The organism is Haloferax sp. Atlit-10N (assembly GCF_003586325.1).
GTDB classification, from domain to species: Archaea; Halobacteriota; Halobacteria; order Halobacteriales; family Haloferacaceae; genus Haloferax; species Haloferax prahovense.
In genome coordinates this window covers 221,685-236,810 of sequence record NZ_PSYX01000005.1, presented here as the reverse complement: position 1 = coordinate 236,810, position 15,126 = coordinate 221,685, and the positions used below count along the sequence as shown (strand labels likewise).

At 65.9% G+C, this 15,126-nt stretch carries 10 protein-coding genes; 3 read left to right on the top strand and 7 right to left on the bottom strand.

Annotation, left to right across the window (positions count from 1 at the left end; genetic code table 11):
- Positions 1-114: 114 nt before the first annotated feature.
- Complete coding sequence (locus tag C5B91_RS15830; RefSeq protein ID WP_115819983.1) at positions 115-4,263, top strand: PKD domain-containing protein; 4,149 nt, start codon at positions 115-117, stop codon at positions 4,261-4,263.
- 69 nt (positions 4,264-4,332) lie between these two features.
- On the top strand, positions 4,333-4,776 hold the full coding sequence (locus C5B91_RS15825; protein ID WP_008094197.1) for a DUF5518 domain-containing protein: 444 nt from the start codon (positions 4,333-4,335) through the stop codon (positions 4,774-4,776).
- Positions 4,777-4,848: 72 nt separating this feature from the next.
- On the opposite strand, the gene C5B91_RS15820 is transcribed toward C5B91_RS15825, so the two are convergent.
- The 7 genes from C5B91_RS15820 to acs (C5B91_RS15790) all read right to left on the bottom strand — a co-directional run bounded on the left by C5B91_RS15820 (position 4,849) and on the right by acs (C5B91_RS15790) (position 13,783).
- Complete coding sequence (locus C5B91_RS15820) at positions 4,849-5,064, bottom strand: hypothetical protein (protein ID WP_008094195.1); 216 nt, start codon at positions 5,062-5,064, stop codon at positions 4,849-4,851.
- 68 nt (positions 5,065-5,132) lie between these two features.
- Positions 5,133-5,621 carry a universal stress protein gene (locus C5B91_RS15815; protein WP_115819982.1) on the bottom strand — a complete coding sequence of 163 codons (489 nt, stop codon included), beginning with the start codon at positions 5,619-5,621 and terminating at the stop codon, positions 5,133-5,135.
- 3 nt (positions 5,622-5,624) lie between these two features.
- Positions 5,625-7,274, bottom strand: coding sequence for a VC_2705 family sodium/solute symporter (locus C5B91_RS15810; protein WP_008094190.1), 1,650 nt, complete (start codon positions 7,272-7,274; stop codon positions 5,625-5,627).
- On the bottom strand, positions 7,271-7,708 hold the full coding sequence (locus C5B91_RS15805; RefSeq protein ID WP_008094189.1) for a DUF4212 domain-containing protein: 438 nt from the start codon (positions 7,706-7,708) through the stop codon (positions 7,271-7,273). The genes C5B91_RS15810 and C5B91_RS15805 overlap by 4 nt, the downstream gene beginning before the upstream one ends.
- Positions 7,709-7,763: 55 nt before the next feature.
- Positions 7,764-9,758 carry an acetate--CoA ligase gene (gene acs / locus C5B91_RS15800; protein WP_115819981.1) on the bottom strand — a complete coding sequence of 665 codons (1,995 nt, stop codon included), beginning with the start codon at positions 9,756-9,758 and terminating at the stop codon, positions 7,764-7,766.
- 198 nt (positions 9,759-9,956) lie between these two features.
- Complete coding sequence (locus C5B91_RS15795) at positions 9,957-11,723, bottom strand: bacterio-opsin activator domain-containing protein (protein WP_115819980.1); 1,767 nt, start codon at positions 11,721-11,723, stop codon at positions 9,957-9,959.
- Between the two features lie 143 nt (positions 11,724-11,866).
- Positions 11,867-13,783: an acetate--CoA ligase gene (gene acs / locus C5B91_RS15790; protein ID WP_115820013.1), complete on the bottom strand. Its 1,917-nt coding sequence runs from the start codon at positions 13,781-13,783 to the stop codon at positions 11,867-11,869.
- A 144-nt stretch (positions 13,784-13,927) separates the two neighbouring features.
- Here acs (C5B91_RS15790) and C5B91_RS15785 point away from each other — a divergent pair, with 144 nt between their 5' ends.
- The gene (locus C5B91_RS15785) at positions 13,928-15,091 is read left to right on the top strand and encodes a pyridoxal phosphate-dependent aminotransferase (protein WP_049968900.1); all 1,164 of its coding nucleotides are present in this window, start codon (positions 13,928-13,930) and stop codon (positions 15,089-15,091) included.
- Positions 15,092-15,126 lie beyond the last annotated feature (35 nt).

The following is a 15,126-nucleotide window of genomic DNA, read 5'->3' as shown; positions in this document are numbered from 1 at the left end:
GTACCCAGACAGTCTGAATCGCCTGATTATCGGTGGTGAAACCGAATTCGGCAGGGAAATGACATCGAAGGGAACCACAGGGAAGGTTGCGGCGGACAGGGAGGCGAACAGCAGGTGACGCAGAGACCACGGATAACGCGACAGCAGGCCAACACGCTCCTTCTGACGCTCGTGACGGTGATTTCGCTCGTCGCGTGGGTTCCGGTCGGCGCATCGGCGGTCGCGAATGGCGCGGATATCTCGTATACGAACCTCTCGGTGACGCCGACGACGCTCTACGAGGGAAGCGCCGTCACCGTGAACGTCACCGTCGAGAACGGCGGCGGGACACAACAGTCGTACAACACGACGCTCACCGTCGACGGCGACGTCGCGGCGTACCAAACCGGGACCCTCAGGGCGGGCGCGACCGAACAGGTCACGTTCACGAAGACGCTCTGGAGGGCGGGGACCTACGACGTCGCCGCCGGGGGACTCGCCGCGCAGACCGTGACCGTCGAGGAGGCCAACGCGAAGTTCCACGGCGGACCGGGCAACCTCGGCTACTACCCGAATCAGACGGGGCCGCTCACGGAACCCGTGGAGGCGTGGAACATCACCGACATGACTCCGCAGGTGATGCAGCCGACCATCGTGGGCGACACGCTTTACACCGCCTTTCACGACGGCGGCAGTCTTTACGCGTTAGACCCCGAAACGGGCGAGGAGAAGTGGAACGCGACGCCCGGCGGCGCTTCGGGGTCGACGTGGACCACGCCCGCGTACGCAAACGGCGTGCTCTACCTCGGAAGCAACGACTACAAGCTACACGCGATAAACGCAACTGACGGCACCGAAATCTGGAGCTACGAGACGCAGACGAACGTCCGGTCGGCCCCCGCGGTCGTCGACGGCGTCGTCTACTTCGGAAGCAACGACGGGAACCTGACCGCGGTGGACGCCGAGACCGGCGAAGAACTCTGGTACTACACGATGTACCAACCGGTGCTGGTGGAGTCGAACCCCGCGGTCGTCGACGGCACCGTCTACGTGTCGGGTAACGACGATAACTTGACCGCGCTGAACGCCACCACCGGGGCGAAAATCTGGAACTACACGCTCCTCGACGAGAGCCAGTCGGACCCGACGGTCGCGAACGACACGGTGTTCGTTGGGAGCGATAGCACGGCGGGCCCAACCGGCGAAACCGGAAGAGTGTACGCGATAAACGCGACCGACGGCACCGAGCGCTGGAACTACTCAATGCCGGGGGACGTGGATTCGAGTCAGGTGTACGCCGACGGCGTCGTCTACGCCGGGAGCCGCGGCGGCGAGCTCGTCGCGCTCGACGCCGACGACGGAAGCAGACTCTGGAACGCGTCGGGGAGCGGTTTCCGCGGCGCGCCGGTCGTCGCGGGCGACGTGCTCTACATCTCGGATTTCGGTAACGACACCGTCCACGCGTTCAACGCGACCGACGGCACCGAGCGCTGGTCGTACGACTCGCCGGTGAGCACCCTCTATCCGACGCCGCTCGCGTGGAACGGCTACCTCTACTACGGCAGCAGCAGCCAGTTCCACGCGCTCGCGGAACCGGCACCGGCCGTCTCGGCGGTCGCCGCGACGAACCCTTCGGGACAGAACCTCTCGGTGTCGTTCGACTCGTCGCAGCGCCTGACGAACATCTCCGTCTCTGTCTCGGGACCGAGTTCGACGACGTTCACCGAGGGCGACTTCTCGGAGTCGGGAACCGACCCGTACACGTACGCGCTCGCGTCGCCGTACGAGACCGGAACCGACGGCACGTACACCGCCACGGTCCGCACCGCCGAGAACGCTGACGAGCAAGACGGGGCCGGAAACGAGTCCGACAGCGTCACTATCGATACGGTCGCGCCCGCCGTCGACGCGGGCGAGGACGCGACCGTCGACGAGGACGTCGCGCTCGATTTCAACGCGACGGCGACCGACGCCGTCGGCGTCACGAGCACGTCGTGGGACTTCGGCGACGGCTCCGCGAACGAGACGGGCGAGAACGCGACTCACACCTTCGCCGACCCCGGAACGTACACGGCGACGTTCACCGCCGCCGACGCCGCGGGGAACGAGGAGACCGACTCGCTGGTCGTCACCGTCAACGACACGACCGCACCCGCCGCCGACGCCGGGGTGAATCAGACGGTCGACGAGGACACCGCCGTCAGTTTCGACGGCTCGGCCTCCACCGACAACGGAGCAATCGACGCCTACGAGTGGGACTTCGGCGATGGCTCCGCGAACGTCACGGGCGAGGACGTGACCCACGCGTTCGCCGACCCCGGAACGTACACCGTCAGCCTGACCGTGACCGACGGCGGCGACAACGCCGATTCCGACTCGCTCGTCGTCACGGTCGACGACACGACCGCACCCGCCGCCGACGCCGGGGTGAACCAGACGGTCGACGAGGACACCGCCGTCGAGTTCAACGCGAGCGGGTCGGTCGACGCTTCGGCAATCGACTCGTACGAGTGGGACTTCGGCGACGGCTCCGCGAACGCCACGGGCGAGAACGCGACCCACACCTTCGCCGACCCCGGGACCTACACCGTCGTCCTGAACGTGACCGACACCGTCGGGAACACCGCGTTCGACACGCTCACCGTGACGGTCGACGACACGACCTCGCCGACGGCCTCCGTCGGAACGAACCAGACGGCCGACGAGGACACCGCCGTCAGTTTCGACGGCTCGGCCTCGGCGGATAACGGGGCAATCGCCACCTACGAGTGGGACTTCGGCGACGGCTCCGCGAACGCGACGGGGGCGACTCCGAACCACACGTTCGCCGACCCCGGAACGTACGCCGTGGTGCTGACTGTGACCGACGGCGGCGACAACGCCGATTCCGATTCGCTGGTCGTCACCGTCAACGACACGACCGCACCCGCCGCCGACGCCGGCGGCAACAAGTCGGTCACGCGGGGCGACGCGGTCGAGTTCGACGCCAGCGGCTCCACCGACAAGGGAGCAATCGACGCCTACGAGTGGGACTTCGGCGACGGGTCGAACTCGACGAACGCCTCCGAGACGCACAGCTACGACTCGACCGGGACCTACACCGTCACGCTGACCGTGACCGACGCCGCCGGCAACGTCGGGTCGGACACGGCGACCGTGACCGTGAACGCCGAATCGTCGTCCTCGTCATCATCGTCGTCCTCGTCTTCGTCCTCGTCGTCGACATCGGAGTCCTCCGAGGCGACTGGCGGTGACTCAGAGGTCGTCGTCGACACGAAGGGCGAAGGCACGAGTAAGCGGTCGAACGTGTCGGTCAGAAACGTCGACACGAGCCGCGCCGTCGTCATCGCGCTGGAACCGGTCGCGAACGACACCGAGACCGGGGCGGTCGAGAACGGAACGACCGGGACCGACGCAACCAACGACTCCGCCGAAGCAGCGGACGGGTCGGCCTCGCCCGCCGCCGAAAACATCTCGGTCGCACAGCTCTCGATGAACGTGAACAGCGGCGAGGACTTCACGCTGAACGTCACGACGTACGAGGCGGCCGACGACGAGGCCACGGGCGAGCGCTTCCAGCGCGAGACGGGCGCGACCTCGGCGGGCTACGTCGTGGTCAACCACTCGATACACGATGACGACATCGAGGACGTGACGTTCACCTTCAGCGTGCGAAAGCGCTACTTCGAGACGACGGGTATCAGCCCGGATTCGGTCGCGCTCTACCGCGACGAGCACACGCAGTGGCGCAAGCTCGACGCAAGCCTCGTCGAGGAGTCCGAGACGCACTACGTCTTCGAGGCGACCTCGCCGGGCCTGTCGCTGTTTACCATCGGCTCGACCGTCCCCGTCTTCGAGACGACCGCCGCCGAAGTCACCGAGACGAGCGTGTCGGTCGGTCAAGCGGTCGAAATCGCGGTCGACGTGTCGAACATCGGCGGCGCGGGCGGAGTCCACGCGCTCGATTTACTGGCCGACGGCGAGCGCGTCGCCGGCGGGACCGTCGAACTCGGCGCGTTCCAGAACGGGACGGCCACGCTCAGCTACGCCTTCGACGAGCCCGGGACGTACGAACTCGCGGTCGGCGAACAGGTCGTCGGCAGCATCACCGTCGAAGAGCCGCAAGCGGCTCAGACGGCGGCGTCGGTCGACGGGGCGGACGCCGACGCCGACGATAGGTCCGGAGACGGCGACAGCGCCAGGTGGACGATTGCCGTCGTCGTCGCCGTCCTGTTGGCCGCCGGACTGGGCGTCGCCTACCGGCGGCGGGCGCGCGACGAGTAGCCGCGGAGCGGTCCACTCTTTTCGGCGGGTCGTCCACAGAGTTATTAGATAGTATACATTATTGGGCGTATGGAAAACCATAGCCCTCCAGGCGAACTGTCGTGGCGACGGCGGTACACCCTCGCCGGCGGCCTCGTCGCGGCGGCGTTCGTCTCGTGGAGCTATCTCGACGGACGGTCGGCGATGTCCCTCACCGCGGTGTTCTTCGCCGGGCTCGTCGTCGGCGCGCTGGCGAAGCGGCGGCACGGGACGGCGACCGGCGTCGGTGTTCGGACGGGACTCGTCGGTGGCCTTCCCATCCTCTGGGTACTGTTCGACGTGCTTGCGTTCGCGACCGGACTGTCCGGTCCGACGTGGTTCGTCGTCGCCGGCTGGTTGATGGTGCTCGGCGGGGTCGTCGCCGTCGGCCTGCTCGGGTTCGGCCTGTCCGCGCTCCTCGGCGCAGCGGGCGCGAGGGTCGGCGCGGCGCTGACGACGTCCGACCCGCCGTCACCGACGGCGACGAACGAGTGACCGCGCCGGCGAGCGCGAATCCGTAACCGCCCCGAATCCGTACGAGAAGATAGTCCGGGAGTGAATCCGGCGTCAGCGCTGCCCGCGGACGGCTTCGACCGAGGCGAAAAAGCCGAAGTACGCGACGACGCCCGCACCCATACAGAGGTAGAACGCCCACTGTGGGCCGTCGAGCACGTCGAACAGGACCGAAACGACCGTCACCCACACGAGGGCGAACAGCAGGTCGGTCAGCATTCCCGAGCGGTGTTCGCGCACGTGGGTGCGAATCGTCTCCGCGAGGCTCATCGGCGGGTCACCCCGTCGGGAGCCCCGAGTGGCGTGGTCGTCCTCGCGTGGGTGGTGTCGTACATCGGTTACGCTTCCGTTTCCGCTTCTGCTTCCGCTTCCTTTTCGTGGACGTCGACGACGAGCACCGGAAGTCGGGTCCGCCGCAGGACGCGTTCGGTCACGCTTCCGAGGACGACCCGGGAGAGCCCGGAGCGGCCGTGAGAGCCCATCACGACGAGGTCGATGTCGTTGTCCTCGACGAACTTCCTGATGGCTCGCGCCGGTTCGCCCGCAACGACGTGTTCGCGGATGGCCAGTCCGTGCTCGGTTGCGGCGTCGGCGACGTACCCCGTCGCCTTGTCGGCCGCCTCCTTCACTTCGGGCATGTCGTCGAGGCGGCCCTGTCGGATGCGGTCGACCTGCTCCGTTCCCAGCGAATAGCTGGTGGCGTCCACGTCGACGACGTACAGCGCGTGGACTGTCGCCCCGTACTTCGACGCGATGTCGACCGCCTGTTCGACGGCGTACTCCGCCGCGTCGCTTCCGTCAGTCGGAATGAGGATATGTTCGTACATTGGTTAGTCGTCCGCGGGGGACTGCCCTCCGTCTGCGCTCATGACCACGTCTTCTGCGGACTGTTGCTGACCCATCGGTTCGGGGCTGTGACACTGCCGAACCATCTTCTTGATTCGCTCCGGCGGTTCGTCCGTCGCCATCGAGACGGCGATGGTGATGACGAACACCAGCGGCGTGCCGACGAGCGCCGCGCCGATGGCCGGCACGAACTCGGCGAAGGCGTCGCTGAAGTGGAAGATGAGGTCGTTGACCACCGCGGCGACCCAGAGCGCGAGGCCGACGCTCATACCGGCGAGGGCGCCCTGACGGTTGGTGTTCTCCCACCAGAGGCCGAGGAAGAACATCGGGAACAGCACGATGGCCGCGAGCGAGAACGCGAGCGCGACCAGTTCGCCGACGAGCGCGGGCGGGTCGAACGCGGTTATCGTCACGATGATACCGAGCGCGACGATGGTCGCGCGACCGACGAACACCTGCTGGCGCTGGGTCGCGTCGGGGTTGATGATGTTCGTGTAGATGTCGTGGGAGACGGCGGACGAGGCGGTGATGAACAGCCCCGCCGTCGTCGCGATGGCGGCGGCGATACCCCCGGCCGCCACGAGGCCGACGAACCACGTCGGCAGGTTCGAAAGCTGCGCCGCGAGCACCACGATGAGGTCGCCCTCACCGCCGCTCATGCCGCCGTTGGCCGCGAACGTCGGGCCGTACTGGGAGGCGTCGTAGAGGTCGACACCGAAGGCCGCCAGCGCCGGGGCGCTCCAGTACAAAAGCAGGATGAAAAACAGCCCCCAAACGGTCGACTGACGCGCCGTCTTCTCGTTTTCGACGGTGTAGAACCGCACCAGCACGTGCGGGAGCCCGCAGGTCCCGAAGATGAGCGAGAACGCCGTGGCGATCCAGAGGTAGAACCCCGCGTTAGCGAACGGTTCGGAGAACTCGGCCGACAACTCGCCGATGAGCTGGCCGTATTCGATTTGCGGGAGGACGGTCGAGTAGCCGCCGGTGAACCCGACGACGTAGACGGCCGTCAGGAACGCGACGATGAGGATGACGTACTGGACGGCCATGTTCTTGGTCGCACCCATCATGCCGGAGATAGTCAGGTAGCCGACCGTAATCGCCATCATGACGACGACCATCGTGACGTAGTCGGTCCCGAAGACGTACAGTCCGACGAGGCCCATCCCGCGGGCCTGTCCGACCGAGTAGACGAACCCGATGAGGATGGTCGTCAGCGCGCCGATCGCCCGCGCCGTATCGGAGTTGAATCGGTCGCCGACGAAGTCGGGCGCCGTGTACTTCCCGAACCGACGCATCTGCGCGGCCAGGAAGATGAGGAGGACGAAGTACCCGGCCGTCCAGCCGATGATGAACGCGAGCCCGTAGAAGCCCGCGAGGGCGACCAATCCCGCTAATCCGAGGTACGACGCCGCCGACATCCAGTTCGCGCCGATTGCCATCCCGTTTTCGACGTTTCCGATGGACCGGCCGGCGACCCACATGCCCTCCGTGTCGGCGACCTTGAACACGTAGCCGATGGCGAGAAACAGGGCCAACATCCCGACGACCATGATGGCCGGCACGAGTTTGAACGAGATGTTGAGCGCCTCGGGGAGCAGGTCGCCCGACTGGAGGAACACGCTCGCAGTCATTCGACGCTCCCTCCGTCGGTGACGGCGGCCTCGCTCTCACTCTTCGAGCGCGACTTCGAGGCCGCGTGGTCGATGCCGTACCGCCTGTCGAGTTGGTCGCGCTTGCGGGAATAGACGAACGCGAGGACGAGCGAGCTGGTCGGCGACAACACGGCGACGAGGAAGTAGTGCGCCGGGAAGCCGATGACCGGAAGCTCCGCGGTCATCGTCGCCGGTGCGAAGTAGGTGAGCACCGGCGGTCCGAACGTGAGGAGCGCCCACGCGATGAATCCGGCCCAGATTATTTTCAGGTGGTCTCGCATGAACGGGGTGCTCGGTTTCAGCAGGTTCACCTCCCTCGACAGGTAGTCTACCTCGTCGTGTTCGGGAGCTGTGCTCCGGTCGGTGCTCGTGGTGTGTGAGTCAATTTCTGACTCGGTTGATTCGCGTGACATAGATCGGTTGGTCGTCTCGTAGTTACGCTCGATACGGGCGGCCGAAGGCGGCCGCTCAGTCGCTCTGTGCGCGGACTTTCGCTTCTATCTCCCCGACGATTTCGGGGTTCCGGAGCGTCGAGGTGTTACCCAGTTCCGCGCCGTTTGCCACGTCTTCGAGGAGGCGGCGCATGATTTTGCCCGAGCGCGTCTTCGGCAGTTCGGGCGTGAACACGACCTGTTCGGGTCTGGCGATGGGTCCGATGGCGTCCTCGACGCCCTCGATGATGCGCGCGCGGAGGTCTTCCCCCTCCTCGTACCCGTCTTCGGTGATGACGTAGGCGTAGACGGCCTCGCCTTTCACCTCGTGGTTGCCGCCGACGACCGCGGCCTCGGCGACACCTTCGACGCCGACGATGGCCGACTCGATTTCCATCGTCCCGAGGCGGTGGCCCGAGACGTTGATGACGTCGTCAACGCGCCCGAGTACGGTGATGTAGCCGTCGTCGTCCACTTTCGCGCCGTCTTCGGGGAAGTAGACCCAGTCGTCGGGGTCGTCGCTGTCGGTGTCGGAGTACTCCTCCCAGTATTCGGAGATGTAGCGCTCGTCGTTCTTGTAGAGCGTCCGGAGCATCCCCGGCCACGGCTTGTTCACCGTGAGATAGCCCGCCCGTCCGGGTTTCACTTCGTCGCCGTTGGTGTCGACGATTTGGGCGTCGATGCCCGGGAGTGGCGGCCCGGCGGACCCGGGTTTCATGTTTTTGACGCCCGGCAGGGTCGTTATCATCATGCCGCCGGTCTCGGTCTGCCACCACGTGTCGACGACCGGGCAGTTCTCGTTGCCGATGTGTTCGTAGTACCACTTCCACGCCCGCGGGTTGATGGGTTCGCCGACGGTGCCGAGCAAGCGGAGACTCGACAGGTCCCGCGACGCTGGGTACTTGCTGCCCCACTTCATGAACGCGCGAATCGCCGTCGGCGCGGTGTAGAAGATGTCGACGGCGTACTTCTCGACGATGTCCCACATCCGGTCGCGGTTGGGGAAGTCGGGCGTCCCCTCGTACATCACCGTCGTCGAACCGAGCGCGAGCGGCCCGTAGACGATGTAGGAGTGACCCGTAATCCAGCCGATGTCGGCCGAACACCAGTACGTGTCCTCCTTCTCGATGTCGAGCACGGCGTGGGAGGTCCACGCCGCGTAGGAGAGATACCCGCCGGTGGTGTGTTTGACACCCTTCGGCTGTCCCGTCGTCCCCGAAGTGTACATCAGGAACAGCATGTCCTCGGCGTCGCGTTCGACGGGCTCGACGCGCTCGCCGCCCTGTTCGTCGAGGAGGTCGTCCCAGTCGTGCTGATTACCCTTCAGGTCGTGGCCGAAGCCGTCGTCGCCGAGGCGGTCGACGACGACCGTGGCGTCGACACCGTGGTCGACGCTGTCGAGTCCTTCGTTGGTTTTGTCGAGGTGGTCGAGCGGGTCGCCGCGGCGGTAGTAGCCGTCGCAGGTGACGAGAAACCGGGAGTCCGCGGCGTTCATCCGCGTCGCCAGCGCCTCGGCGGAGAAGCCGGCGAAGACGACGTTGTGTGGTGCGCCGATGCGGGCGCACGCGAGCATTGCGATGGGCAGTTCGGGAACCATCGGCATGTACAGCGTGACCACGTCGTCCTCCTCGACGCCGAGGTCGCGCAGCGCCGCCGCGAACTCGTTCACCTCGCGATAGAGGTCCTGATAGGTGTAGGTCCGCGTCTCGCCGTGTTCACCCTCCCATTTGATGGCGACGCGGTTCTTGGCCCCGTTTTCGACGTGGCGGTCCACGCAGTTGTGACAGGCGTTCAGTTCGCCGCCGGTGAACCACTCGTAGAACGGCGGGTTCGAATCGTCCAACACCTCGTCGTACGCTTCGTCCCAATCGAGCATCTCGGCGGCCCGCTCCCAGCACTCGGGCCAGTTCTCCTCGAACTCGTCGTAGATGCCGGCGTCCGAGACGTTCGCTTGCGCGACGAACTCCTCGGAGGGTTCGAACTCGTCTTGTTCTTCCAGCCGTGCCTCCAGTTCGGTGTCACCCTGTGCCATATGTCGTGTTAACGAGTCTCCACAAGGGGCATAAGTAGGGTAACTAATTATCGAAAATTAACATCACGATTATGGATAACAGTCTAAATTCGGTACAATAGGCCTCGAAAAGGAATACAGACGGGATGAACTACTATCAAAATATATTAATAATTCATCAATCAATAATGAACGTTCGTGTGCCAACTGGTCGCACGCCTAAGGGTTTAGGGTCGAAGCGTGTTCGTCGCTGTCGTCGTCGAAGAACGCAGTCATGAGTTTCTGCTGTGCGGTTCGGAGGTGCTGGTGGAGCGTCGGCGACGAGATGTCTATCGAATCGGCGAGGTCTTCGGCGGTACTACCGCGGGGCCACTCGAAGTACCCGGCGAGATAGGCCGCTCGCAGGACGGACTGTTGCTTGTCTGTGAGTCGCGCCACGAGCGACTCCCGAAAGTCGGCGGTGTTTCGCGTGGGCCGTTCGACCTCCTGTTTCGAGACGAGTTCGGTGGTGGGATACGCGTCGGTCAGGTCGGACATCACGTCTCGGAGCGGCGCTTCGTTCGAAAATTCGCCGACCAGACGGGCCACGCCGTCCTCCGCGACGAACCGCGAGACGGTTCCGTCGTAGGACGTGAGCGTCGTAATCGTCGACCCCGCGGAGAGCGCGACTTCGAGGAGCGACTCCGTTCCCCGGTCGCGGATCAGGCGGATGTGTTCGACGGCGTCCGTGGCTTGCAACTCGTCGAACACCGCGTCCGTCGTCACCCCCCGAACGGTGAGAAAGCACAGCAGCGACCGCTCCTCGATAGGAACGACGCCGCGGAGCCGAACCGAACAACCGAGGTCCGCGGAGAGTCCGACGAGCACGTCCTGTTCGTCCGATGATTCGAACTCCAGTTGAACGACCGTGTCGGCGAGGAGTAGCTTCCGACGCTCCGCGGCGGCGATAGCCTGCCCGATGTGGCGGCCCAGCGTCACCAGTACGTCCGTCTCGGCGTCGGAGGCCGCTTCCTCAGCGAGCGCGACGTAGAGCGCGCCGTAGGCGGTTTCGCCGTGTACCAGCGGAACGACAGCGAGGTGGCCGCTCTCGGAGTTCGGCGGCAGGTCGATGCGCACGGTCTGCACGGCACCGGTATCGCACGCGCGTCGAGCGAAGTCCGCGTCTCGACTGGCGAGTGACCGCCGGACCGCTTCGAGCGATTCCTCGTCGAATCCGGCGACGGTGAGTTCCGCTCGCGCATCGGTTTCGTCCGACGCTATCCAAGCGAAACGGTAGTGGCTCGAATCCGCGAGTCCGTCACAGACGGCCTGTTCGACCTCGCCTCGCGTGTTCACCCCCGAGAGTGCCGACCCGACGCTTCGGACGGTCTCGACGACCTGACGCACTCGGTCGGAGTCGCCGCCCGCGGGACGCCCGCCGCTGTCGACGGCGTCCGGCGAGAGCGCATCGAGCACCTCGTCTTCGCTCGGTTCGTCGAGGAGCGGCGCGAGACTCTCGATTCGGTCCCACCCGCCGATTCGCATGACGACGCTCGGCGGGACGCCGTCACCGAGCATCGTTCGGGCGAAGTGCCGACGCAGGTCGCGAGTCGAAACGTCCGCCAACCCATCGCGGCCGGTTCGTTCGGCGGCCCGCGTTCCGACCGACGCCACGAGCATCTGCAGACGCCGCGGCGTGACCGGAAGCACCCGTTCAGTCTCGCCGATGTCTGTCGTCGTGACGTACTTGCGGACGTCGTGTTCGACCTCGTTCGGCAGGTACGCCTCCCGACCGTCGGTCGGAACGACGAGGAAGTAGTGCTCCGTTCCCCGGTGTCGCCGCTGGGTCACGTGTGCGGGTTCGAACTGACTCATCTCGGCCGGTGTGAGCCCGACTTCCGCGCCGAGTCGAAGCACGAGGTCCTCGCGGTACGTCTCGGTCGACCGTCGCAGTTGCTCGTACCCACCCGCGGACAACGGCGTCGGCTCGGGGTCTCCGCCCGGCATTCGTTTCGGAATAATATCGAAGAGCGAACTAAATCTTCCGGTGAAAGGAAGACAGCTACGCAGAGAAGTCAGGGAGCAAGAAAGACCACCGCTCATCAGGGCAGAAACAAAATTTCGCGGAGACAATATTATCCGAAACGTCGTCAGCTGTCTCGGACGATGGATTCGAGCTCGCCGACGATTTCCGGGTTCTGAAGCGCGGACGTGTCGCCGAACTCCTCGCCGTTGGTGATATTCTCGAGAAACCGGCGCATGATCTTCCCGGACCGCGTCTTCGGGAGGTCGGGCGTGAAGACGACGGCGTCCGGAGTGGCAATCGGACCGATGCGCTCGCGGACGTGGGAGCCGATTCGCTCGCGGAGGTCGTCGCCCCCGGAGACGCCCGTCTCCAGCGTGACGTACGCGTGGATACCGCCCGTGTCGGCGTCGTCGACGCTGACGACCGCGGCCTCGACGACGCCCTCGACGTCGACGATGGCCGACTCGATTTCCATCGTCCCGAGGCGGTGACCCGAGACGTTGATAACGTCGTCCACGCGCCCGAGCACGGTGACGTAGCCGTCGTCGTCCACTTTCGCGCCGTCCCCGGTGAAGTAGTGCCACCCGTCCACGTCGAACATCGCCGCCTCCTCACCCCACCGCTGGCCGTGTCGCAGCGCGAGCGGCATGCCGGGCCACGGGCGTGTGAGAACGAGATACCCGGCCTCGTTCGCAGGGACTTCCTCGCCGCGGCCGTCGACGACCCGAGCGCCGACGCCCGGGAGCGGCGGCCCGGCGGTGCCGGGCTTCATGTTCTTGACGCCCGGGAGGGTCGTTATCATCATGCCGCCGGTCTCGGTCTGCCACCACGTGTCGACGATGGGGCAGTTCTCGTTGCCGATGTGTTCGTAGTACCACTTCCACGCCCGCGGGTTGATGGGTTCGCCGACGGTTCCGAGCAGGCGCAAACTCGACAGGTCCCGCGACTGGGGGAGCGACGTATCCCACTTCATGAACGACCGAATCGCCGTCGGAGCCGTGTAGAACACGTCGACGGCGTTCTCTTCGATGAGGTCCCAGATGCGGTCCTTCTCCGGGTAGTTCGGCGTTCCCTCGTACATGACCGTCGTCGTCCCGAGCGCCAGCGGCCCGTAGACGACGTACGAGTGGCCGCTAATCCAGCCGATGTTCGCCGTACAGAGATACGTGTCCTCCGGCTTGAGGTCCAACACCGCCTGCGACGTCCACGCGACGTGGGCGAGGTAGCCGCCGGTGACGTGTTCGACTCGTTTCGGTTCGCCTGTGGTCCCCGACGTGTGGATGAGAAACAGCACGTCGTCGGCCGCCCGCTGGACCGGGTCGACCTCCGCGCCGGCGTGGGCGTCGACCAGTTCGTCGTAGGTGTGCTGTCCCGCTCCGAGGTGTGCGGTCTCGCCGAGGTGCTCGACGACGACCATCTCCTCGAGGTCGTGGGCGGCCTTGAGACGGGCGTCGTCGGCCTTGCTCTTCAGGAAGATGGCGCTCCCTCTCCGGTAGTAGCCGTCGCAGGTGACGAGGAACGCCGAGTCCGCGCTCTCCAGTCGCGTCGCCAACGCGTCCGCCGACAGTCCCGCGAAGACGACGTTGTGGGGTGCGCCGATGCGGGCACAGGCTAGCATGGCGATGGGCAGTTCGGGAATCATCGGCATGTACAGCGTGACCACGTCGTCCTCCTCGACGCCTTGCGCGCGGAGCGCCGCCGCGAACTCGTTGACTTCGCGGTAGAGGTCCTGATACGTGTACGTTCGCGTCTCGCCGAGGTGGCTCTCCCACTTGATGGCGACGCGGTTCTTGGCCCCGGCTTCGACGTGCCGGTCGAGACAGTTGTAGCAGGCGTTCAACGTCCCCCCGGCGAACCACTCGAACGGGGGTTCGTCGGCCGGAAGGACCGACTCGTAGGGGTCGAACCAGTCGATCGTCGCCGCCGCTCGCTCCCAGCAGTCGGGCCAGTTCTCCTCGAACTCGTCGTAGACGGAGTCGTCGGTAACGGTGGCCTGTTCGGCGAACGACGCCGGAGGCGGTATCTCCTCGTCTTCGGCCATCCTCGTTTCGAAGTCCGGCCCACGACGGTTCGACATACAGGAGGTACGTCGGCCTCATCGCATTAAAACGTTCGTCGGGGTGTGCGACTCGGGCGACCGATGGCGTCCGCCAAGCTTCTTGTGTCAGCCAGTCCCAGCCCACGTATGCCACATCCGACCGCGTTCTCCCGGCCCATCGGGAGCGAGCGCGTCGCGGGAACCCGCGAGTCCGTCATCCGGGAGATGACCCGCGAGGCGCACGAACACGACGCCATCAACCTCTCACAGGGCATTCCCGACGAGGACGAGACGCCGGCGAGGGTGAAGGAGGCCGCCAAAGACGCGATCGACACGTCGAGCCAGTACACCATCACGTGGGGGCTCCCGGAACTCCGCGAGGCGGTCTCGGAGCGCTACGCCGACTGGAAGGGCGTCCGCTACGACCCGGAGACGGAGGTCACAATCACCACCGGGACGAGCGAGGCGGTGGTCTCGACGCTTCTCGCGCTCTGCGACCCCGGCGACGGCGTCATCTACTTCGAGCCGACCTACGAGAGCTACATCCCGGCCGTCCAGTTCGCCGAGGGAGAGCCGATGCCGCTCGACATCACCGACGGCCTCGAACTCGACGCCGACGCGCTGTGGGACGCCGCCGAGAACGCGTCTATGCTGATTCTCAACCACCCGCACAATCCGACGGGGAACGTCTTTTCGCCCGCCGAGCTCGAACTCGTCGCGGAGGTCGCCGAGGCGGAGGACCTCGTCGTCGTCACCGACGAGATATACGAGCACATCGTCTACGCCGACGACTACGTCAGCCCCGTCGAAATCGACGGGCTCGCGGGCCGGACCGTCGTCTGCACGGGCCTGTCGAAGACGTACTCCGTGACGGGCTGGCGCGTCGGGTTCGCGCTCGCGCCCGAGCCGCTGTCGGCCGAACTCCGGAAGGTCCACGACTACACGAGCATCTGCGCGCCGACGCCGTTCCAGCGGGCGGGGGTGGAGGCGCTGTCGCTCCCGGCGGACTACTACGACGACCTCTCGGACTCGTACGAACGCCGCGGCGAACTGCTGTACGACGGCCTCCGGGAGGTCGGCCTCGACCCCGTGAAACCGGACGGCGCGTACTACATGCTGACGCGCTACCCGGGCGACGCCGACGACACCGAGTTCGCGCACCGACTCGTCCGCGAGGCCGGCGTCGCGGTCGTCCCCGGGAGCAGTTTCTACACCGAGGGGTCCGCTGACTGGGTCCGGTTTACCTTCTCCCGCAACGAGGCGACCATCGAGGAGGCGCTGCGACGGCTCGACGAGAACCGCTTCTGGTAATCCGGTCGTCCCGGCTCGCGGTCCGCAGGGCAGCG

Excerpts from the sequence above, each read along its gene's own strand:
- C5B91_RS15825 (WP_008094197.1), top strand. The coding sequence starts at position 4,333 with ATGGAAAACCATAGCCCTCCAGGCGAACTGTCGTGGCGACGGCGGTAC.
- C5B91_RS15820 (WP_008094195.1), bottom strand. The coding sequence starts at position 5,064 with ATGAGCCTCGCGGAGACGATTCGCACCCACGTGCGCGAACACCGCTCG.
- C5B91_RS15815 (WP_115819982.1), bottom strand. The coding sequence starts at position 5,621 with ATGTACGAACATATCCTCATTCCGACTGACGGAAGCGACGCGGCGGAG.
- C5B91_RS15810 (WP_008094190.1), bottom strand. The coding sequence starts at position 7,274 with ATGACTGCGAGCGTGTTCCTCCAGTCGGGCGACCTGCTCCCCGAGGCG.
- C5B91_RS15805 (WP_008094189.1), bottom strand. The coding sequence starts at position 7,708 with ATGTCACGCGAATCAACCGAGTCAGAAATTGACTCACACACCACGAGC.
- acs (WP_115819981.1), bottom strand. The coding sequence starts at position 9,758 with ATGGCACAGGGTGACACCGAACTGGAGGCACGGCTGGAAGAACAAGAC.
- C5B91_RS15795 (WP_115819980.1), bottom strand. The coding sequence starts at position 11,723 with ATGCCGGGCGGAGACCCCGAGCCGACGCCGTTGTCCGCGGGTGGGTAC.
- acs (WP_115820013.1), bottom strand. The coding sequence starts at position 13,783 with ATGGCCGAAGACGAGGAGATACCGCCTCCGGCGTCGTTCGCCGAACAG.
- C5B91_RS15785 (WP_049968900.1), top strand. The coding sequence starts at position 13,928 with ATGCCACATCCGACCGCGTTCTCCCGGCCCATCGGGAGCGAGCGCGTC.